Source organism: uncultured Mobiluncus sp., from assembly GCF_902488535.1.
In the GTDB taxonomy this organism is placed as follows: domain Bacteria; phylum Actinomycetota; class Actinomycetes; order Actinomycetales; family Actinomycetaceae; genus Mobiluncus.
Window position 1 is genome coordinate 1 of the sequence record NZ_CABTWO010000001.1, and the last position, 21748, is coordinate 21748.

Genomic DNA, 21748 nt, shown 5'->3' on the forward strand with positions numbered 1-21748 from the left:
AGCGAAGCTCGCAAGAGCCGCCGCGAAAAACGGTGAAGCCGTTAAGAAACGACCACAATTGGTCGTTTCAGGCGAAACACCACAAACACCACCCTCGCCCTCCGCGAGGGATTCGAACCCCCGGTTCACCGGCGCGGGCGGCAGCGAGCGAAGCTCGCAAGAGCCGCCGCGAAAAACGGTGAAGCCGTTAAGAAACGACCACAATTGGTCGTTTCAGGCGAAACACCACAAACACCACCCTCGCCTTGTGCAATCTAGCTTGATTACGGTCATTTCACACCTCATGAAATCTTAAAATGATGGTAAGACGAGGTTTCACGATTGGGCGATGTGCCAGCCTTTTCAGAACTCCGTAACAGTCAGGCAAAATGCCCAGCAGACCAGGGCTCACGAATTCCAGGAGGAACCAAGATGGATATGGATGCGGTTATCAAGAAAAATCCCCTCATACCGGTAGTTGTTTTAGACGACGCGAAAGATGCCGTGGCATTGGCTAAAGCTCTGCTCGCCGGAGGCATCACCACCGCTGAGGTCACTTTCCGCACTGCCGCGGCAGCTGAGGCTATCGCGCAGATGTCCCAGCACAGCGATATTTTGGTCGGTGCGGGCACCGTCACAAATTTGGAACAGGCTCGAACCGCCATAGATTCGGGGGCCAAGTACCTGGTCATGCCCGGTTACGATCAAGACCTAGTGGATTACTGCCAGGCGAACCAAGTGCCGGTGTTGCCGGGCGCTACCGATGCTTCTTGGCTGATGAAAGCGGTCAATTCGGGATTGCAGTACGTCAAGTTCTTTCCCGCGGAAGCCTCGGGTGGGCTGCCGGTTATTTCCGCACTTTCAGGTCCTTTCCCCCAGATACAGTTTGTCCCGACCGGTGGTATCTCAAAGGAAAATCTGGCGCAGTATCTGGCTCACCCACAGGTTCCTGCCTGCGGGGGCTCTTGGATAGCCACGCGACAGTTGATTGCCCATGGTGATTTCAGCGAGATTACCGCTCGGGCTGCTACGGCCCTAGAGATTGCGGCAACTCGCTGAAAACCACACCGTACAGCTTGTGACCCTACCCTATTGGGTGAACCACGTTAACTTATAGTTACTGCTAGGAGAGCGATATCTCCGGACGTTGCGAGTTCTCCCAACGGGTATGGAAGCTTCCCTCACTGTCCCGCCGCCGATAGGTATGCGCCCCAAAGAAGTCCCTTTGGGCCTGTACCAGAGCTGTCGGCAGAGCTGGGCAACGCAAGGAATCCAGATATGCCAAGCCAGCGTTGAGAGCAGGCAGGGCTATCCCGGCTTTGATGGCGTCACTGACCACCGCGCGCCACGCGGGCAGGGCGTCTTTAATGACCGCGCTGATGGCGGGCTTCATCAACAGCGGGGTATCAAAGTCGCCATCCTTATAGGTTTCCATGATGTCTTGCAGGAGCCGGGCTTGGATGATGCAACCGGCACGCCAAATGCCCGCCAGCTTGGCCAGGTCGACTTCCCAACCGTATTCCTTACAGGCGGCCCGGATTTGCGACAGCCCTTGAGAATACGCCACAATTTTTGCCCCATAGACGGCCTTTTCCAGATTATCCAGCAAATCTGGCCCGCCGGGGGCAGTGTCAGGAACCAGCTCTCCTAAGACCTCACGAGCCAAGGTCCGGTGAGAACTTTGCGAAGATACCGCCCTGGCAAAAGTGGCCGCCGCAATGATGGTGGAACCAGCCCCAAGAGTCAACGCATTTTGCACAGTCCAGGAACCAGTACCCTTTTGACCGGCCTGGTCACAAATAATGTCGATGAAAGGCTGATGAGTTTTTTCATCGGTATGCTGCAAAATATCGGCGGATATTTCCAACAGATAGGAATGCAGCGGGCCCTCGTTCCACCGAGAAAACACCTCGCTGATTTCCTTGGGGCTCATTCCGTTTCGGTAACGTAACAGCTGGTAAGCCTCACTGAGCAGTTCCATATCGGCATATTCAATCCCGTTGTGCACCATTTTCACGTAGTGTCCCGCCCCGCCCGGACCTACCCAGGTGCAGCACGGTTCACCTTGATAATGAGCCGAAATTGATTCCAGCAGAGGCCCCAGCCTCTCGTAAGCCTTTTGGGCACCGCCCGGCATGATGGCAGGCCCGTTGAGAGCCCCAGATTCCCCTCCTGAGATTCCACACCCGACAAAGTGCAGGCCGCGCTGCGTAACCAGCTTTTCCCGACGTTCGGTGTCAAGGTAGAAAGAGTTGCCCATATCTACGATGATGTCCCCGGCGGAGAAAACTTCACCAAGCATATCGATAGCCTTGTCAGTCGGTTCACCCGCTGGCACCAGCAAAATGGCTACCCGAGGGGTGGACATCGACTCGGCCAACTTCACCGGATCCTGGGCGGGGATAAAGGATCCTTCCGCACTGTGCTCTTGCGCCACCTGAGCAGCCCGCCCAGGAGAAACATCAAAGAGGGCAACGGTGTGTCCGTGACGTGCGAAGTTGCGCGCCAAAGAACGTCCCATCACGCCGGTCCCGATTACTGCTACATCTGCTTTTGCTGTCATAAGTTTTCACTCCTCAAACCATAAGTTGACTATTACTTTGCCGGACGCGGCACTGTCTTTGGCCGTGTGGAAGGCTTTTTCAGCTTCGTCAGCGTTGAACTCGTGCGTAATGACGGATTCTAACTGCGGAGCGGCAACCAAGATTTCCAATGCTTGGTCGATTTCGTCCAGGAAACGGAACGTTCCCAAATAGGTGATTTCTTTGGAAATCAAGGGGGCTAAATTGACCGGCCCATCAATCGCGGGAACCATTCCCACCTGAACCACCGTGCCACGAGGACGGCAAATCTGGAAGGCTTGTGAAATGGCGGGAAACACGCCCGCGCATTCCAGGACCGCATCGAAAGCCCCGGCCTCGGGTTCAGTCACAGTCGAGTTATACACGTGGTCTACTCCCAGGGCTTGAGCTCGCTGCAAAGGTACGTCCTGCACATCTATACAGCTAACCTGGGCTCCGAGGCTCTGGGCCGCGCCGGCGGCCAGCAGCCCAATCGGACCCGCCCCAATCACCGCCACGTTCCGACCCGCCAAATTCCGCCATCCTGTAGCTGCCTGGAGACGATGCAGAGCGTGTAAACCGACACACAAAGGTTCAGTCAGCACCCCGCGCTTCAGCGGCAAATCCGGCGGCAAAGCGTTGATTTGGTCAAGCCGTAACAGGATATATTCGCTCATGCCCCCCTGGGTGTGGGGCCAGGTAGAGGCCGATCCGAGATAGGCTCCCCCCGGCCACAAGTGCGGTGAATCACTGTAGGCGGCCTGGGGCTGACCGAAAGTAGCCGGATGAGGGGTAACCGGCGTTCCTGGCGCGTAGGTCCCAGAGGGGTCTTTAGCGACGATACCGACTATTTCATGACCCGGCACCAGCGGTTCGCGCAGTTTGAAAGCACCGACCTGTCCATCAAAGAAATAGTGCAAATCTGAACCGCAGATTCCTGCCCAGGCCACTCTCACCAGCACCTGGCCTTTACCGGGCTCGGGGCGAGGCACGCAGCAAGATTCCATTTCTTCCTTGGCGTTGATACGCACCTGTTTCATATCAGTCATTCATTACCTCCCTGTGGCATTTCGACCTGATGATCTAAACCACGCTGGTCATTCCGCCATCGACGAAAATATTTTGTCCGGTGACAAAATTCGATGCTTCGGAGGACAGATATATGAGTGTTCCCATCAGCTCGTCGAACTTTCCCCAGCGTCCCGCCGGAGTACGGGCTTTTAGCCAAGCGTCGAATTGCGGGTCTTGCCACAAATCGGTGTTCATCTCGGTAGCAAAGTATCCGGGAGACAGCGTATTGACTTGGATGTTGTAGCGCGATAAATCCGCCGCGAGGCCCTGGGCAAACATCGCCACGCCACCTTTAGAGGCACAGTATGGAGCAATGGTTTGCCGCGCTAGCCGAGACTGCACCGAACCGACCATGATGACTTTGCCACTGCCGCGTTCCACCATGCGCTGCGCTACCGGTTTCGTCACGTAGAACACGGAAGAGAGATTCGTGCTGATGACCGCGTCCCATTCATCAGTGGGGAACTCGGTGATGGGATGACGACGCTGGATACCTGCGTTGTTGACCAGAATGTCCGGCGTGCCCTGGCTGTCCATAAAGTCATTGAGAGCCTGCTCGGCCTCCTGGGCATTAGTGACATCAAAAACCAGGTGTCCGACCGGGACCCCCAAGGACTGCGACAACTGCTGGGCTGCTTGGGAAACTTTCGCGGTGTCCCGGCCTTGCAGTGTGACGTGTGTTCCAGCTTTTGCTAATCCAGTGGCCAGAGCCAGCCCTAGTCCCCGGTTAGATCCGGTTACTAGGGCGGCTCGACCAGAAACATCGAACCAACTACTCATGATTTCGCGGACTTCGCTCTAAGCAAAGATGAAAAGCAACGCCACGATAGCGAAACCGATGACTGATTCGAGAAGCTGCTGCATGGTCCACACCTTCAGGGTGGTCTTTACGTCCATGCCCGTCAATCGACCAACCAGCCAGAAACCAGAATCGTTGACGTGTGAAGCAAAGACCGAACCCGCGGACGCAGCCATGGTGATGCAGACCACGCCCCACTGCGAAAGCTGACCGGCAGACACTGCCTGTTCGACCGCCGGAGCCAACAGTGAAGCGGCCGTGACCAGCGCAACCGTGGCCGACCCTTGTGCCAGACGCAGAGCCACCGCAATCAGGTAGGCAGCCAGCAAGAGCGGAATACCCAAATCTTCCATCGATTTAGCCAGCGCGTCACCGATTCCCGAAGCACGCAAAACCCCACCGAACATACCGCCGGCGCCGGTGATGAGCACCACGGAACAGATTGGTCCCAGAGCGGAATCAATCACCTTTTCCAATACGGTTTTATCCTTAGAAATCTTGCCACCAAGCACCGCAATCGAAACCAGAGTCGAAATCAGCAGCGCTATAGGAGTTTCACCCAGAGTGATGAGGAACTTCACCCAGCTGGCGTCGCCGCTGATAACTCCGACCTTGGACAGGGTAGAGAACCCGGTGTTCATGAAAATCAACAGAACGGGCAGCAGCAGCAACGCGATGATGGTACCTACCGAAGGGGGATTATCGGGAAGTTCATCATCCGAAACGTTACCGAACACATGCGAAGCCTCCACCTTGACGCGGGGAGCAATGAATTTAGCCCACAGATAACCGGAGAGAATGAAGGTCGGAATGACGATGATGAAACCTTGCAGCATCACCAAACCCACATTGGCATGGAAATAATCGGCTGCGGCAACGGGGCCGGGGTGGGGCGGGAGGAAAACGTGCATGACCGAGAACGCGGCCGCAGTTGGAATCGCGTAGAGGACGATGGAACCTTTTAGCCTCTTCGCCACTGCGAAAACAATCGGTAGCATCACAATCAAGCCTGCATCAAAGAAGATGGGGAAGCCTAGAATCAGGGATGCCACACCCAAAGCAAGGGGGGCACGTTTCTCACCGAAGAGATTAATCATGGCGTCCGCCAGTACCTTCGCGCCCCCCGATTGCTCGACCATCTTGCCGAGCATGGCACCTAAGCCAACGAGCAGCGCGACCGAGGCGAGGGTGCCTCCAAAGCCATCTTTCATCGCCCCCACGATTGAATCCAGAGGCAAACCAGTAGCTAAGGCCGTGAGGAAGCTGACCAAAACCAAGGTCAGGAAAGCATGGAGCCTGAATACAATGACCAGGACCAAAATCGCGGCGATTGCAGCTAAAGCAATGCCGAGCAGCGGTAATGTCCCCATAGTCTGGGTCCATCCCTCTATCTCAAATGGTTGCATCTAAACTCTCCTTTGAACATAGAGCAAACTCTCACTAATATGTTGGCCACCGAACCCCCCAAGAGTCCTCATCAAGAACCCAGTTGGCCGGCGCTCGGCGGTCGATATGTACCCAAAGTCTACTGGAACGCGTCGCGGTTTTGGTTGAAATAGCTGCGCAGGTGCAGATAATGAGATTTTTAGACGATTCGCCTGGAAGCGTCGCGCGTGCCAGCCACGGAAAACGATATAGAACTAGGATGGTTCTGTACGCCCGCCAGGACTGGGCCTGTTGACTCACCACGGAGAACACCATGCAGAACAATCAACCACAGATATTAGTGACACCCACCTCTTTTGCCTCTGCGGAGCTGGAGTTTGCCCGCAACCTTTTGGAAGAAAGCGGATACGAGGTGGCTTATAACCAGTCAGGCAAGCCGTTAGACGCCGACCAGCTGGTCGAAGCCGCTCGCGGTTGCGTGGGGATTTTGGCGGGTTTGGACGATTTTTCAGCCGAGGTTTTGCATCAGCTCCCTGATCTGCGGGTCATTTCGCGTTATGGCGTGGGGGTGGATCGGGTCGATTTGCAGGCTGCTGGCCACAACGGTGTCGTGGTGACCAACACTCCGGGAGCGAATTCCATCGCCGTCGCTGAAATGGCTCTGACCAGTATGTTTGCCCTGGCACGCCACGTTGCCCAGTTGAACGAAACGACTCGGCAGGGACAGTGGTTGCGCGTGGTGGGTACCGAGTTGTCGCAAGCCACTTTAGGGATTGTGGGATACGGCTCAATCGGGCGGGCTTTGCGCCGGCTGGTCACGGGTCTGGAAATGAAAGTGCTGGTTTACGACCCATTTTTTGACCCCGAAACCGACCCGACGGTTCAGGGCATGGAGCTGGCTGACCTGGTGCGTGAGAGCAACTTCATCTCTCTGCACCTGCCGCTCACGCCGACGACCGAACACTTGTTTGATGCTGCAATGTTCCGTCTCATGTCTCCCGGTACGTTTTTGATTAATACTTCACGAGGGGGGATTATCGATGAGTCCGCCGCCGCAGCAGCCCTGGACGCCGGTCAACTCGCCGGTCTCGCCTTGGATGCTTACGAGCAAGAACCGCCCTCGCCCGACCACGAACTTTTCCGTTTCCCCAATGTCATCGCCACCCCGCACAGCGGCGCCCAAACTGTTCAAAGCCGCATCCGCATGGCACGGGGTGCGGTAGACAATCTGTTGCACGCCTTAGCAGGTAAACCGGTAACTAATCTGGCTTCTGATCCGGTTTCCTGAATCTGAACACCGCGCAAGACACTGTGGATATACTGAAAATAAGCCGTGACCTTTAGGAGTGCGCGATGAATGTTTTAGTTATCGAATCATCAACCAGTTCAGCCAAAGCGATGATCTATGACACAGTCAAGAACGATTTTACGGTTGAAAATACTTTCTATCCGCCCATGGGTAATGATTTGACACTGCATGATTCCATGGTGGTTTATGAAGCGAGCTTGGCGGCAGCCAAGAAACTTCTGCGGGGTCGTAAGAATATCGACATCATCGTGCTTTCCGGGGTGTGGCATTCCATCGGATTGTTCAACCCGAACCTGGACCCGGTGACCCCCATCATGCAGTGGTCCAATACCAAGGCTTCCGACCAAGCTGAGGCTTTCCGCAGCAAGCCCCAACTGACCAGGGAATACTATAACCTCACGGGTGGTTACCCCAACGCTATCTATCCGTTCTTTAAACTTGCCTTCCTCAAAGAAGAGGGATACAACATTTCTTCCTACATCGCCATGGGGCAGGCAACTTACAACTTCTATCGCCTGACTGGAACCATCAAAGTTTCTCGCTGTATGGCGTCCGGTTCCGGACTGGTTAATATCACTACCGGCGAATACGACCCTAAGCTGTTAGAGGTGATTAATCTCGAACCTTCCCAGCTTCCGGAAATTGTCGATAATAACTATCAAGCGCCGCTTTCTGCCCAGGCTGCAGCCAGTTTGGGGTTACCGGCTGGGATCCCCGTGGTTCCCGCCATGTCCGATGGGTCACTCAATCAGCTTGGCTCGGGTGCCTTGCGCGAAGGGCAAATGACACTGTCGGTAGGCACGTCCGGTGCTTTGCGGGTCACGTCTCCCCAGCCGCAGCTCCACCCGGATATGTCCACCTGGTGCTATATCGGACCCAAGAGTTGGATTTCCGGGGCTGCCACGGCAGGAGCTTGCAACACGGTGGATTGGTTTAAAGGTTTGTCGCTGCGACCCACCACTTACGATGAACTCGAAGCAGGAATGGATTACGCTGCCGATACGCCGGTCTTTCTCCCATTCATTTTTGGGGAACGTAACCCCGGCTGGGGGGACAAGCGCAAGGGCGGTTTCTTAGGTCTGACCTCAAAGCACGATTTCAAGCAGACTTACCAGGCCGTATTGGAAGGGGTGTTGTTCAACCTCAAACAGTGCTATGACGCCGTAACCAAACTGAACGGAGAACCCGAGCGCATCCTCATTTCGGGGGGAATCCTCCACACCAGCATCTGGTCTCAGTTAGCAGCAAACGTGTTCGGACACACCCTCACTCCCTGTCTGGTGAAACAAAACTCCATGATGGGAGCCGCCCTGTGGGGGGCGTATCTGCTGGATAGCACTCTATCCTTAGAGGATTACGAACCGCCGGTAGGTGAGGAAATCGTCCCGCAGGAAGAATACGCCGAAATCACGGCCCAGAAATATCAGCGTTACCTGGAGGCATATCACGACAATGCCAGCCGGTGACGCTAGGCCAATCCCGACTGAATTCCTCACCCTGATAACTGTGCGGCTTGGCGCAATATATTGCGCCAATGACTCGCTTTCCCACAGTTAGGAAACATATTCCATGATGGGGGTCGCGCGGCGAGGCGCTATAGTGAAGTAATGGAAATGGTCCTTTTGACTGCTATCGTCTTGCTGGGCACCTGCGTGCAAGGCTTGGCTGGGATGGGTTTTGGCATGATTGCCGTCCCGGTTTTCGTGGTGGCAGCCGGAGCTCACTACGGGATTCTGTGGGGAAACATTTGCGGCGGCCTTGTCACGTTGCTACTGTTCGTGACCGGTTTTCGGGACGTGAACTGGTATCGTTTCCGCTTGCTGATGCTCAGCGCCTTGCCGGCATTGTTCGCCACCGTGGTGGCGCTGCGGTTTGTGCCGGACCGGATTTTCTCAATTTTTGTGGGAATCATCATGCTGGCCATGGTGTTCTTTTCCATTTTTGCCCCCCGTTTTCGGGCGGTACCGGTTTTTTCGGGATCCCTGATTTTCGGTTTCCTCGGGGGCATGATGAGCGCCCTAGTGGCTCAGTCCGGCCCAGTCATGGCGGCCTACTCCCAAACTACCCGGTGGTCCCAGCGCGAGTTTGCGGCCACTTTGCAGCCACTGTTCCTGTGTTTCAACATTATTGTGGTGACCAGCAAAGTCTGGTTCGGCGGTCAAAACGCCGTGCTCACCTCCCTGCCCACCCCCACGATTGTCGCCATCTTGGGGGCTATCCTGGTCGGCACCGTCATTTCACGATTGCTAAAGAAATATGTCAAACCTCAGTGGGCCCGCAACTTGGCTCTGGCCCTAGCCACGTTTGGGGCTTTGCGAGTCATCATCAGCGTGTTCCTCCCCGGCCTGCCATAGAGCTGCCCAATGCCTCTTGGAATCGCTTTGAATTAAGCCAGATTCCTCTAGATTTATTGCCCGGAGAGTGTCGATTTGGGGAATCGTGCAGGTTAAGGCTAGACTTAATGACCTCAGCGCTCGTAGCTCAATGGATAGAGCATCTGACTACGGATCAGAAGGTTGGGGGTTCGAGTCCCTTCGGGCGCGCTGTTCCCCGGAATCCGCTGCGATCCAGCGGACCGGGGAAAACTCATTTAACGCCCACAATTTGTTCCACATTTATCGGGCTGTTTGGTCAGGCTAGTGTCAACCAGCCCAAGACGGACACTATTGCGGGAATTACAACAAAATCCGGTAAGGTATAAGGCGATGAAAACAAGCGAGCCGATGATTACCCTGAGCGGGGTTAGCAAAATCTATCATGTAAAGTCCGCGGAAGGCGGAACCGTTCATGCCTTGGATAACATTGACCTGACGATAGCCAAAGGTTCGATTCACGGTATCGTGGGACAATCCGGGGCCGGTAAATCCACCTTAATTCGTTGCTTGACGGCGTTGGAAAAACCCACCACGGGCTCCATCACCCTTGACGGTCAAGAAATGACCGCCTTGAGTGAAACGGAACTACGCCAGGCACGACGCAAAATCGGGATGGTGTTCCAGGCCGCTAACCTGCTGGATTCCCGCACCGCGGCCGGAAATGTCGCCTACCCCCTCTATCTGGCTGGTGTACCGCACGGCAACCGCAAGGAAAAAGTCATGGAGTTGCTGCGTTTGGTGGGTTTAGAGGATCGTGCCTCGTCTTATCCATCCCAGCTTTCCGGAGGTCAAAAGCAGCGGGTCGGCATTGCTCGGGGTCTGGCCACCAGTCCTCAGGTTCTGTTGTGTGACGAACCGACTTCGGCACTGGATCAGGAAACCACCAGTCAGGTCCTGCACCTGATTCGTGACCTTTCCGAAACTTTGGGGGTCACCGTGGTGATTATTACGCACGAGATGGCGGTAGTGCGTGAAATTTGTGACTCCGTCACCCTGCTGGAACACGGCAAGATTATCCAAACCGGCACGGTTGAGGACATTTTAACTGAGCCAGAAAGCCGTTTAGCGCTTGACCTGGTTCCCCGACCGCAAGTCAAGAGCAAGCCGGTGCTGAACGGTAAACCGGCCGCGCTGGTGGACATTGCTTTCAACTCGAATCCGGGCAAACCTACCGGTTCTGCCGTGATGTCGATGGTTGCCGCCGCGGGGGCGGATATCGCTGCCGGAACATTTGAAACTGTAGGAAACACCCAGGTCGGACGGTTAGCTTTGGCGGTTTCAGCTGAAAACATGAACGGTCTGATTGCGGCGATGCGCGCCAAGGGTGTGTATGCGAGCGTCAGGCCTTTGGAGGCTTTGAACTTGGAGGAGGAAATTTAAGATGCTGGAACTCCTGCCCACCCTGCTGCCACACAACGCAGATTTAGTAAACCAGGTGAATTCGATTGCTTCGTCAGTCCAATCCATACTTCCCGCCGGACCTGGCGATCCGACCTGGTTTGACAACCCCGCCATCACGCGAGAGATGCTTCCTGCCACCCTTGAAACCCTCGCGATGACAGCCGTTTCGACCCTGTTCACGGTGCTGTTTGGCCTACCGGTGGGGTTGTTCCTGGTTTCCACGGCGAAAACCGGCTTGATGCCCAACGCTGCGGTAAACAAAATTTTGGGATTCTTTGTGAACTTGGGGCGTTCCCTGCCGTTCTTGATTTTGGCAGTATTCATTCTCCCGTTTACGCGCCTGCTGATAGGCACCACGATAGGCTGGCAGCCGGCCTGCGTCCCGCTTATTGTCGGCGCCACGCCATTCTTTGCCCGCCTGGTCGAATCCAACATTATGGGTGTGGATTCCGGCAAGATTGAGGCAGCACAAATGATGGGTGCCAGCCGCAGCCAAATCATGTGGGGCGTGCAAGTCCGCGAGGCTCTTCCTGCCCTGATTCAATCCACGACCGTGCTGGTCATCACCATCATTGGTTATTCCGCGATCACCGGGGCGTTCGGCGGGGGAGGCTTGGGCTCTTTGGCCATTAATTACGGCCACTCGCGCTACCAAGCCGACACCTTGTTGGTTTCGCTGATTGTTATCGGCATTATCGTCATTATTTTGCAGGCCATCGGGGACTTCTTTACCCGGGTTGCGGATCACCGCTAAAATCCCTGGTCTGATAGTTCAATAACGAATTACGTGGGTTATACCGTTAGAATTGTCCCAGACTGTCTTAACTGTTGGTGATTCTCGGAAGGAGGGGGTTTTGGAGTTCTTTGACCGCGTGAAATCCAAAGTGTATCGTTCCGGCCCTGACAAACCTATAGATGTGACTCAGGCTATCCGCCAAGCCATGGATCGAGGCGCCATCCCGATGTCTCGTGAACGCACCGTGGCACCAAACTATTTCGAGATTTCTATTTCTCCCGAGACTGACGCCGCTTTCGAACAGTGGGGTAAGGAAGCCCTGCTGCAAGAGTTTGTGCGTGACGCCAACGCCTACGCGACTGAGCAAAATTATTCCTTGACCGGTTCGGTTTATGTCGAATTTACGCCGCTGAACCCCGAACAGCACCGCCTGGAAGTTAAGGCTCGTTCCGTATCCGGGGCCCGTCCGGTTTCCGGTGTGGAACCCGGAACCCCAGCTCAGCCGGTAACACCGCCCTCCCCACCCGAACCGCAACCGGCTCCTGCACCGACTCCCGCTAGTGAGGACCTGGAATGGAAACCTGTGGAATCCGCGCCTTCTGGGGTCTCGGCGAACCCCGGCGGCACGGTCACGCCGCAGGAATCCGAACTTTTAACGAAGCACGAACAAAAACCTCTGTTGGAAGTGGTTGGAGGACAAACTTACCTGCTGGTGGGAGAACGTACCGTGGTAGGACGGGGACGCAACGTGGACATTGCCCTGAGCGATTCCGGGGTGTCCCATCAACATTTTGAAATTGTCCAGGTCGGCACCAACTACGTGCTGCGCGATTTGGGCTCCACGAACGGAACTTTTGTGGAAGGCAACCGCGTCAACGAAGCTACTCTCTTAGATCGCAACGTGGTGACGGCAGGACGTATCAAGATGATTTTCTGGCGCCAAGCCGCCCCACCCCGAGTATCGTGAGGCTAGGGGCGAGCTTTTGAACGAACTAAGTTTTTCTTTACTGCGCCTGGGATACCTGGTGCTGCTGTGGCTCCTGGTGGGAGGTTCCATCCTGGTTTTGAGCCGTGATATCTACGGTACGGTCGTTACACGGCGTGACCAGGCTAAATCAGCAAAACCCACCAAAGGCCGTAAACAGCGGAAGCGTGACGCCCAGGTGTCCACGCTTTTGGTTACCGAAGGGCCATTGACGGGGTCTTCCCTGCAGCTCACCGACAGGCCGGTCATCGTGGGGCGCGCTCCGACTTCAACTTTGGTGCTGGATGACGACTACGCTTCAGCTCAACACGCCCGGATTTATCCGCAAGACGGCCAGTGGTTCGTGGAGGATTTGGGCTCAACCAACGGGACTGTCGTGGGAGGAGTGCGAATTACTTCCCCGACCCCGCTCAGCGCACACACCCCGGTTCGCTTCGGGCAAACCATAGTGGAGCTGCGCTGATGTCAATCCAACTGCGTTATGCGGCTCGTTCTCACGTCGGCTTGGTTCGCAAAAACAACCAGGATTCCGGCTATGCCGGGCCGCATCTGTTGGTGCTGGCTGACGGAATGGGCGGTCCCGCCGGGGGCGACATTGCTTCCTCGGTGGCGGTGGCGCATTTGGCGCCGCTGGACGCAGATTCCCACGCTGCTGACGACTTGTTGAACTTGCTGCGTGACGCCATTGGGGAGGCTCACCGAGATTTGGTGGAGCTGTCGGGCAGCCACGAGGAGTTGCAGGGTCTGGGTACCACTTGTGTGGCAATTTTACGTTCCGGAAACAAGATGGCGATGGTTCACGTGGGTGACTCCCGAGCCTACCTGTTGCGGGAAGGTGAGTTGACCCAGGTGACGAAAGACCATTCTTTTGTGCAGTACCTGGTGGAATCTGGAGAGCTGACCCCGGAGGAGGCCGCGCACCACCCGAAACGTTCCGTGTTGTTGCGGGTGTTGGGGGATTCACAAGGCGACGTGACTTTGGACGAGTCCGTACGTGCGGCCGTGGTGGGGGATCGCTGGTTGCTGTGCTCGGACGGGTTGAGCGGAGTGGTTTCCGCCGAAACCATCGCCACCGTTCTGGCTGAGGAGCAAACGCCGGAGAGCTGCTGCGAAGAACTGGTGGGTTTGGCGCTGAAAAGCGGCGCCCCCGACAACGTGACCTGCGTGATTGCCGATGTGGTGGATTCCGATGAGGAACTGACCGCTACCGCCCCACAGATCGTGGGGGCCGCCTCTATTCGACCTGCCGGAGCCAGTATCAGCGAAGCCACCCCCGCTGAGAAAGCTGCGATGCTGCGCCGCGGTAAACCTCTGGAGCAGGATGAATTCGCCACCCGTACCCCGAAAGATCCCCGCAAGATGTCCCGGCGGGGCTGGTTCGTCGGCATCTTTTTGACGTTGGTGATTTTGGCGGGTTTGGGGCTCGGAGCCTGGTTTTCCTATGGCTGGACTCAAAAACAGTACTTCTTGGGGGTGAACCAGGGCGAAGTGACCCTGTTTAGGGGGATTGACCAATCCATCGGTTCGTGGGATTTGTATCACCCTGTCGAAGAGATGGGGCTACGCGATTCCGATTTGGCTCCCGTCATTCAGCAGCGCCTGGAAAAGAGCATTTCTCTGCGGAGTCGTGAGGAGGCCCGGGAGCTGATTGCATCGTGGCGGGACACCGGAATGGTGAAGGAAACGAAAAAGCCCGCACCGAAGCTTGTGACCCCGACCCCGGCAACACCTGAGACAACCACGTCAACCGAAGAATCCCCGAATACTGCGGGAGGTAACCAGTAATGGCTACCATCGTGCAATATCCTGCCAGATCCGGACGCCGCTCCGAACTGGTCTTGCTCATCCTGGCAATCTTGGTCGGGGTCGGAGCCTATCTTTCCATCATGGTTTCCCACCCGGAGGCTCCCCAGGTTTGGTACTGGTATTGCGCCGCTATCGCCGTGGGGGGAATCGGGCTGCACGTGGCGATACGGTTTTTGGCGCCCTATGCCGATCCGGTCATTATGCCGGTAGCTGTGGCGTTAAACGGGATTGGTTTGGCGATGATTTCCCGCCTGGACCTGTACTATCAGCAGCGCGCCGATACCACCGGTTCCACCGCGGTGCGCAACGCCATGTTGACCCAGGTCAACAACGAACGCCAAGTCATTTTCATGGTCGGCTCCATCGTGGTGGTAATCCTGACCCTGCTGGCGTTTCGGGATCATCGCAGCCTGCGAAAATTTGCCTGGCCCGCCCTGGTTGTCGCCATTTTGCTGATGCTTTCCACCAAGATTCCGGGACTGGGTCAAACCGTCAACGGTGCCGATATTTCCTTGCGGATTTTGGGATTCACGATTCAACCTAACGAATTTGCCAAGATTTTGCTGGCGATTTTCTTTGCCGGATATCTGGAATACCGCCGGGATTCCCTGGCTATCGCTGGGAAAAAGATTGGATTCATTCAGCTGCCCCGATGGCGCGACCTGCTGCCGATTCTGGTCGTCTGGGCAGCGGTGATGGGTCTGTTGGTGCTGCAGAAGGACTTGGGGGTGGCGCTGCTGCTGTTCGCCATCTTTGTGGCCGTACTCTATGTCGCTACGGACCGTCCGTCTTGGATTATCTTTGGCGGGGTGTTGATGATACCGATGGCCGTCGTGGCCTATCTGTCCTTCTCTCACGTGCAAGACCGGGTGACGAACTGGCTCAATGCTCTGGATTTGGATGTCGCCAACCCGGATCGAGTCGGCGGTTCTTGGCAGCTGGTCAACGCCCTGTTCGGCATGGCTTACGGCGGCTTGACCGGAACCGGGTGGGGTTTGGGTCGGCCGGGTCAAACTCCCTTGGCAAACTCGGATTTCATCGTGTCCTCTGTCGCTGAGGAAATCGGTCTGACCGGTATGTTAGCCGTAATGCTGCTGTACCTGATTCTGGTACTGCGCGGATTGCGAGCCGCGATGGGGGTGCGCGACGGTTTCGGGAAACTGCTAGCCACCGCTTTGGCTTTCGGTATTGGGGCGCAGCTGTTTATCGTGGCGGGAGGCGTGACCCGCCTAATTCCCTCGACCGGTTTGACTGCCCCGTTCCTGGCCGCGGGGGGCGTTTCTTCCGTCGCCAACTGGTTGGCAGTAGCGATTCTGCTGCGCATCTCCGATTCAGCACGTCGACCAGTCCCTTCTGATGGGTCCGGCGGTTTTCGGTTGACATCCGGTACCGGTGACTCGGGAGATGCTGGGCTCGGCGGGGGGCCTCTTGACTACGCCGCCACCGAACGGGTGGTGATGCCCCAGTGAACGCTCAGATTCGCCGTTTAGCGGTTGCCCTGATTGTCATGATTGTGGCGTTGATGGGGGCGTTAACCTATCAGCAGTTTATTTTTGCTCCGACCCTGAATGCCCACCCCCTGAACCGGCGGGTCACCGACGCCTACTGGAACCAGGAGCGCGGCAAGATTGTGACCGGAGACGGCGCCCTGGTACTGGCTCAGTCACTGCCCGTGGGAACCGAACCGGACGTGACCTACGCCCGGAACTATCCCCAGGGCGCAAAGTACGCCCATATTACGGGTTATTTTCCGGCAGCGATTCGCGGCCAGATGACGGACCTGGAAAAGGCCGCCGAACCGGTCTTGTCCGGCAAAGCGGATTCCCAATGGATGCAGCGTCTGCAGGACCTGTTTACCGGCGCCCAGCCGCAGGCTGGAAACGTATCACTGACCATCAATCCGGCAGTCCAAGACGCGATGACCGCGGCTTTGTCCGGGAAAACCGGCGCCGCCGTGGCACTGAACCCGAAAACGGGAGAAATCCTGGGAATGGCATCCTCCCCCGCTTTTGACCCCAACGCTTTGAGCGGCCCGGACGGCAACGCCCTGCAAAGTACCTACAACGCTTTGGTCGCCGACCCGCAAAAACCCCTTCTGAACAGGGCAATTAGCGAACTTTATCCCCCCGGTTCGACGTTTAAGATTGTGACCACCGCGGCTCTGCTGTCTCACGGGACGGTTGCCGCAGATACGATTGTGGACGCCCCCGATTCTCTGGATTTGCCGGGCACCAACGTGAAACTCATCAACTTTGCAGGAGAATCTTGCGGAAACGGCCAAGTGCCGTTGCATAAAGCCTTTGCCATGTCCTGTAACACCCCGTTTGCCGCATTGGGAATGCAGTTGGGCGGCGAGCCTTTGCAGGCACAAGCCAAAGCCTTTGGTTTCGGCACCGTCCCGAACGTGCCTCTGACCGGGGTGGCGTCCCAATTTCCTCCTCCGGAAGCGCCGTCTTTCCTGGCGAACGCCGCCATCGGCCAGCAGTCCGTGCGGGTGACGCCCCTGCAGATGGCGATGGTGGCGAGCGCTGTCGCTAACGACGGAAAAGTCATGACGCCTTACCTGATTAATCAGGAACTGTCCTCCGATTTCCAGGTCCTCAAACAGTATGCTCCACAAGTTTTGAGCCGGGCGGTGTCACCGGAAATCGCCGCCAGTATCCGCCAAATGATGGTGGAAGTCGTGCAATCTGGAACCGGCAAGGCTGCCGGTATTCCCGGCCTGAATGTCGCAGGTAAAACCGGAACCGCCGAAACAGGGGTGGGGCGCGGCCTAGATCAGTGGTTTGTAGGATTTGCCCCGGCAGAAGACCCGCGCATTGCCGTAGCGATTGTGGTGGAGGATCCGCAGGGCGTGTACGGTACCGGGGGTACCGTGGCTGCTCCGCTGGCACGCAGCATTCTGCAGGCAGGAGTGAGCCAATGATTGGGGCAAATACGGTGCTCAACGACCGTTACCGCCTGGTTTCTATCCTGGCGACCGGCGGAATGGGCGCGATTTGGCGCGGTTGGGACAAACGCAGCCAAAACGTCGTCGCAGTGAAAGTGTTAAAAGAGGAACTCATCGGTCAGGCAACATTCCTGGCCCGTTTGCGTGCCGAAGCCACCAACGCCGCCCGCCTGCATCATCCTAACCTCGCCGCCGTTTTTGATTGGGGCGAAACAGATGGCCAGGGCTGGATTGTGATGGAGCTGGTGGAGGGCCGTCCCCTGTCAGACATTCTGGCGGGAGGCCAAGTTCTGACCTGGGAACAGCTCGCCCCGATTCTGATCCAGATCGCGAACGGCCTGCAGGCTTCCCACGAGGCGCACGTCATACACCGTGATGTAAAGCCCTCGAATATTCTGGTTTCCGACAAGGGCGTGGCGAAACTGACGGACTTCGGGATTTCGTTGGCTCCGCGCGCCGAGGCCCTGACCGCGGCCGGGATGGTGATGGGTACTGCCCAGTATCTGCCTCCCGAACAAGCCATGGGTGAAACCGCGACCGCCTTGGGTGATATTTATGCGCTGGGGGTCATCGCCTACGAAGCCTTGGCTGGAAAACGTCCGTTTACGGGCCCGACCCAGGTAGACATCGCGATGTCACACGTGAAAGACCCGGTCCCGCCCCTTCCGGAAACTGTAAATTCTCAAGTGGCAGCGTTGATTTACCAAATGTTGGAAAAAGACCCGCGGCTGCGTCCCCAATCAGCGAAACAGCTCGCTGAGGCGATTCAGGCGCTGTGGCACGGCACGGTGCCGCTGTCGTTTACCCCGCGTATGAGTTTTTCACGCAATCTGGCCGACGCTCCCCCGACCGCTCAGATGCCCGTGGCACCGGTCGAGGACACCCCGAAAGATGTGTCATCGGAATCCCCGTCCGCAAATGCACCCGCCGTATCTGCTTCTCCAACCCAACCTGCGGCGGCGTCCCCGGTCACTCCCACCAAAGCACCTGCTGCGCCGGTCGACCCGGCACCGCAGCCCCCTCGTGTGGTCTCGGCCAAACCTGACGCGACGGCTCCCGCAGTTGGCCCGTACCAGACCGATTTGGTCCCGCCTGCCGCTTTTGCCCCGGAGAAGTCCGCCCCGCCCTTGCGACCTAATTTTCAGCGGGTAAAACCGGCTCAACCTGCCGCTATACCGGTAGGTTCCCAGGCAATCCCTTCCGAGCGTCACGAGGAAATGATGCGTTACCTGGAAGACGAACCGCTGCCCCAGCCGGAGTCGGGATCGAAACGAAAACTTGTTGTTGCATTAGTCATCACCGCTGTGGTGTTGATAGCGTTGATTTTTGGGTTGGCAACCACCCTGCGTACCGGAGCCTCAACCGGTAACCTTGAATCGGGCTTGACCGTAACGTCGGTTGCAGCCCCAGCCAGCTCGCCAGTAGAGGAGGAAAACCTTGAGTCAGTCTGACCGGATTATCGGCGGGCGCTACGAAATTAGCCAGCTCATCGGACGCGGCGGTATGGCGGAAGTCCATATCGGTACTGACACGCGCCTGAACCGGATTGTAGCGATTAAGATTTTGCGTCAGGACTTGGCGCGCGACCCCGTCTTTCAGGCCCGTTTCCGCCGCGAAGCCCAGTCGGCGGCGAACCTGAACCATCCCTCTATCGTGGCTGTCTATGACACGGGTGAGGAAACCATCACCGCTTCTGATGGCGCTGAGATAAAGGTGCCCTACATCGTCATGGAGTACGTGGAAGGCCACACGGTGCGGGAGCTGCTGACGGACGGGAATCCGGTTCCGTTGGAAGAAGCGGTCGAAATCGTTTCCGGAGTCCTGGACGCGTTGGAGTATGCTCACCATCAAAACTTGGTGCACCGCGACATTAAGCCCGGCAATGTGATGATTACCACGACCGGGAAAATCAAGGTGATGGACTTTGGGATTGCTCGCGCCCTGTCAGATTCCCAAGCCACGATGACGCAAACCGATGCGGTGGTGGGCACCGCCCAGTATCTTTCCCCCGAACAGGCACGCGGCGAACAGGTTGATGCCCGTTCTGACCTGTATTCCGCGGGGTGTTTACTGTTCGAGCTGCTGACTGGTCAGCCCCCGTTCAAGGGCGATTCGGCTGTGGCGGTCGCGTTCCAGCACGTTTCTCAGCTGCCGCCTCTACCTTCCTCGATTGCCCCGGATATTCCGGAATCTCTGGACCGCGTGGTGATGAAAGCGTTGGCGAAAGACCGTGAAGACCGCTATCCCGATGCCGCTCATATGCGCGCTGACCTGCAGGCTTCTCTGCGTGGAGGGAACGTGGCGGCTCCCGCCACGTCAACCTGGACAGCTCCTTTGGTCGGTGATACCACCGGTGCGACCACTGTCTTGCCGCCTGTAAATCAGGGGTACCCCTCTAACTACGGAACCGCTAGGTCTAACGCAATGTCTTCCGCGGGACAGACCACCCAGACTTTGGAGGCCACCGATCCGGCCCAGAACCATCGCGGTAAAACCAATAAGAAACCGCTGATTATTGTCATTGTGCTACTGGCGATTTTGGCGGTTTTAGGCCTCGGATATTGGCTGGTTTTCAGCGGAGACAAGCCAACCGATGAGATGGTAGAGATTCCCTCTCTGGATGGCATGAACCAGGAAGAAGCCTCCACCGCGATTACCGATGCGGGGCTGGTGTTCCGCCTGGGCCGCGGGGTCAGTTCCGAGGACATTCCGGAGGGTATTTTTGTTAAATCCGATCCGGCGGTGGGGACGAAGGTTGCCAAAGGGTCCAAGGTGTTTGTCTCGCTTTCTACCGGCCCGGGCGATGCCAGTGTTCCCTCGTTGGCTGGGCTGACTCAGGATCAGGCTCGGAAGGCTTTGGAGGCGGAAGGCTTAGAGATTGGCAGCATCACGACCTCTGATTCGGGCACGATAGACAAGGATAAAGTCATTAAATCCAACCCCGCCGAGGGCGAAGCGGTTAAGAAGGGCGACTCGGTCGACCTGGAAGTGGCCTCCGGTAACTTCCGGATTCCCCAAGACCTGGTGGGAGGCACCAAGGAGGCTTTGCAACAGTTTGTGGACGCCAACCGGGTGCGTTTGACGATCACCGAAAAGGAAGATGCTACAGCTGCTCCGGGCACCGTGTTGTCTTTGGACAAGGCAGGTCAGTTGGTTGGGCTGGATACGTCTATGACCGCCGTGGTGGCGATTGCCCCGAAAGAACCCACGACTAAGCCAGAAGTTCCGACTGATGCCCCGACCGCACCTACGGAGCCTTCACACGCCCCGGAATCGCCCGGCACGTGAGGCGGGTTGCCGCACCCAGGGAGGGCGTGATTTCGCTAGCGTCGATTAGTTGCCGGGCTGCGGTTGTTCCGCTGGTTCTCCAACCCAGGTTGTTTTGCCGGTTCCGGTAGCGGGGTCCAAGACGGTGCGGCAATAGAACTTATTGCCGTTGGCATCAACTATCGTCTGGCCGACCTCGCAGGTCGCACCGCCTTGCTGAGCACGCTGTTCCTGCTCCATCTGCTGCTGTTGACGCAGCATCTGTTCTTCGGATTCTTTCCGGGCCTTTTCTAAGCGTTTGTCATCTATAGCTTTGGTGACCGCGGTGATGTCCTCATCCAGACGATCCACGGAGGCACGCATCGATTCGTTGAGACCATCAACCTTATCGTCCGGCACAGTTGACAGGGAGTTAACCTGGTTCAAAAGGCGTTTCGCGTCCTCAATCTGAGCCGCTAGGGATGCTCTGGGTTCGGTATTTGCTTCTATGTCCGCGGCGGTTTGCGCCAATTTTTCCGCCTGAGCAATCTTATCTGTCAAGGCTTTCTGGGCTACCGTCAAACTGTTGAGATTCTCAGCTTCTTGAATTTGTCGCAGCGCCGCCTCTAGCTCAGTTTGCTGCTTTTTCAATGCTTCGGCCTGAGCCATCATGGTGGTGGTCTTCTTGGCGACGTCCTTACCGGTACATTCCAGCGGTTTCACTTCTTTACTGGCTTGCCGAACTTTCCCCTGAATGTCATCAAGCATCGCGGGGTCTTTGACTTGAGAGGAATCAACCGCGGCCAAAGTATTTTCCGCGTCGGACACTACCTGCTGCAGCGAAGTGTACTGTTTGGTTAAATCCTGGCTGGCTTTCGCGCAAGCCGAACGCGCTCCTTGGGAATCACCACCCAGCACCCACATCACGACCAAGCCGATAACGAGCGCCACCAAAATAACAGCCGTCACGATGATAGTGATGGTCCAGCGGCGGCGGGCTTTGGCGATTTGTTCCGCAGGCAGATTCTGAGGATTGGGGCGCTCCCGGTTGGGGGCATGGCCCTGCTGCGTAACGGGTTTTTGCGTATTACCCACCATCACTCACCTCTCGCCGCCAAAACTAGCTAACCCAAGTCTAACCCGG

The 21748-nt window shown here is 56.9% G+C and carries 19 protein-coding genes and 1 tRNA gene; 15 read left to right on the plus strand and 5 right to left on the minus strand.

The window, feature by feature from the left end:
- The coding region (locus RDL66_RS00005; protein ID WP_308534458.1) for a hypothetical protein at window positions 1–295 on the plus strand (295 nt) is incomplete at its 5' end.
- Between the two features lie 116 nt (window positions 296–411).
- Window positions 412–1038, plus strand: a complete 627-nt coding sequence (locus RDL66_RS00010; RefSeq protein WP_308534459.1) for a bifunctional 4-hydroxy-2-oxoglutarate aldolase/2-dehydro-3-deoxy-phosphogluconate aldolase — start codon at window positions 412–414, stop codon at window positions 1036–1038.
- 64 nt (window positions 1039–1102) lie between these two features.
- Here the strand turns inward: RDL66_RS00010 and gndA are convergent, their stop codons facing one another.
- Genes gndA through RDL66_RS00030 form a run of 4 tightly spaced genes read right to left on the minus strand, consistent with a single transcriptional unit; the run spans window position 1103 to window position 5816 of the window.
- The gene (gene gndA, locus RDL66_RS00015) at window positions 1103–2542 is read right to left on the minus strand and encodes an NADP-dependent phosphogluconate dehydrogenase (protein WP_308534460.1); all 1440 of its coding nucleotides are present in this window, start codon (window positions 2540–2542) and stop codon (window positions 1103–1105) included.
- A gap of 6 nt (window positions 2543–2548) precedes the next feature.
- Window positions 2549–3589, minus strand: a complete 1041-nt coding sequence (locus RDL66_RS00020; protein ID WP_308534461.1) for a zinc-binding dehydrogenase — start codon at window positions 3587–3589, stop codon at window positions 2549–2551.
- A gap of 34 nt (window positions 3590–3623) precedes the next feature.
- Window positions 3624–4391: an SDR family oxidoreductase gene (locus RDL66_RS00025; RefSeq protein WP_308534462.1), complete on the minus strand. Its 768-nt coding sequence runs from the start codon at window positions 4389–4391 to the stop codon at window positions 3624–3626.
- An 18-nt stretch (window positions 4392–4409) separates the two neighbouring features.
- Window positions 4410–5816: a GntP family permease gene (locus RDL66_RS00030; protein WP_308534463.1), complete on the minus strand. Its 1407-nt coding sequence runs from the start codon at window positions 5814–5816 to the stop codon at window positions 4410–4412.
- A 293-nt stretch (window positions 5817–6109) separates the two neighbouring features.
- On the opposite strand from RDL66_RS00030, the gene RDL66_RS00035 reads away from it, so the two are divergent.
- The 13 genes from RDL66_RS00035 to pknB all read left to right on the plus strand — a co-directional run bounded on the left by RDL66_RS00035 (window position 6110) and on the right by pknB (window position 20646).
- Window positions 6110–7084, plus strand: coding sequence for a phosphoglycerate dehydrogenase (locus RDL66_RS00035; protein ID WP_308534464.1), 975 nt, complete (start codon window positions 6110–6112; stop codon window positions 7082–7084).
- Between the two features lie 65 nt (window positions 7085–7149).
- Window positions 7150–8571: an FGGY-family carbohydrate kinase gene (locus RDL66_RS00040; RefSeq protein ID WP_308534465.1), complete on the plus strand. Its 1422-nt coding sequence runs from the start codon at window positions 7150–7152 to the stop codon at window positions 8569–8571.
- A gap of 141 nt (window positions 8572–8712) precedes the next feature.
- Entirely contained in the window at window positions 8713–9459 is a 747-nt protein-coding gene (locus tag RDL66_RS00045) for a sulfite exporter TauE/SafE family protein (RefSeq protein WP_308534466.1), read from the plus strand.
- A gap of 116 nt (window positions 9460–9575) precedes the next feature.
- A tRNA-Arg gene (locus RDL66_RS00050) sits at window positions 9576–9648 on the plus strand.
- Window positions 9649–9810: 162 nt separating this feature from the next.
- Window positions 9811–10860 (plus strand): methionine ABC transporter ATP-binding protein, encoded by a 1050-nt coding sequence (locus RDL66_RS00055; protein ID WP_308534467.1) that lies wholly within the window; start codon window positions 9811–9813, stop codon window positions 10858–10860.
- A 1-nt stretch (window position 10861) separates the two neighbouring features.
- Window positions 10862–11635, plus strand: coding sequence for a methionine ABC transporter permease (locus RDL66_RS00060; protein WP_308534468.1), 774 nt, complete (start codon window positions 10862–10864; stop codon window positions 11633–11635).
- A gap of 100 nt (window positions 11636–11735) precedes the next feature.
- Window positions 11736–12584 (plus strand): FhaA domain-containing protein, encoded by an 849-nt coding sequence (locus RDL66_RS00065; protein WP_308534469.1) that lies wholly within the window; start codon window positions 11736–11738, stop codon window positions 12582–12584.
- A gap of 16 nt (window positions 12585–12600) precedes the next feature.
- A complete protein-coding gene (locus RDL66_RS00070) occupies window positions 12601–13065 on the plus strand; it encodes an FHA domain-containing protein (RefSeq protein ID WP_308534470.1) in 465 nt (154 codons plus the stop codon).
- Window positions 13065–14387 (plus strand): protein phosphatase 2C domain-containing protein, encoded by a 1323-nt coding sequence (locus RDL66_RS00075; RefSeq protein WP_308534471.1) that lies wholly within the window; start codon window positions 13065–13067, stop codon window positions 14385–14387. Before RDL66_RS00070 ends, RDL66_RS00075 begins: the two co-directional genes overlap by 1 nt.
- Window positions 14387–15877 (plus strand): FtsW/RodA/SpoVE family cell cycle protein, encoded by a 1491-nt coding sequence (locus RDL66_RS00080; protein WP_308534472.1) that lies wholly within the window; start codon window positions 14387–14389, stop codon window positions 15875–15877. The genes RDL66_RS00075 and RDL66_RS00080 overlap by 1 nt, the downstream gene beginning before the upstream one ends.
- Window positions 15874–17334 carry a penicillin-binding protein 2 gene (locus RDL66_RS00085; protein ID WP_297723839.1) on the plus strand — a complete coding sequence of 487 codons (1461 nt, stop codon included), beginning with the start codon at window positions 15874–15876 and terminating at the stop codon, window positions 17332–17334. Before RDL66_RS00080 ends, RDL66_RS00085 begins: the two co-directional genes overlap by 4 nt.
- Complete coding sequence (locus tag RDL66_RS00090; protein WP_308534473.1) at window positions 17331–18809, plus strand: protein kinase; 1479 nt, start codon at window positions 17331–17333, stop codon at window positions 18807–18809. Before RDL66_RS00085 ends, RDL66_RS00090 begins: the two co-directional genes overlap by 4 nt.
- Window positions 18796–20646, plus strand: coding sequence for a Stk1 family PASTA domain-containing Ser/Thr kinase (pknB, locus tag RDL66_RS00095; RefSeq protein ID WP_308534474.1), 1851 nt, complete (start codon window positions 18796–18798; stop codon window positions 20644–20646). Before RDL66_RS00090 ends, pknB begins: the two co-directional genes overlap by 14 nt.
- Window positions 20647–20691: 45 nt before the next feature.
- On the opposite strand, the gene RDL66_RS00100 is transcribed toward pknB, so the two are convergent.
- Entirely contained in the window at window positions 20692–21702 is a 1011-nt protein-coding gene (locus RDL66_RS00100; RefSeq protein WP_308534475.1) for a hypothetical protein, read from the minus strand.
- Window positions 21703–21748: the final 46 nt, after the last annotated feature.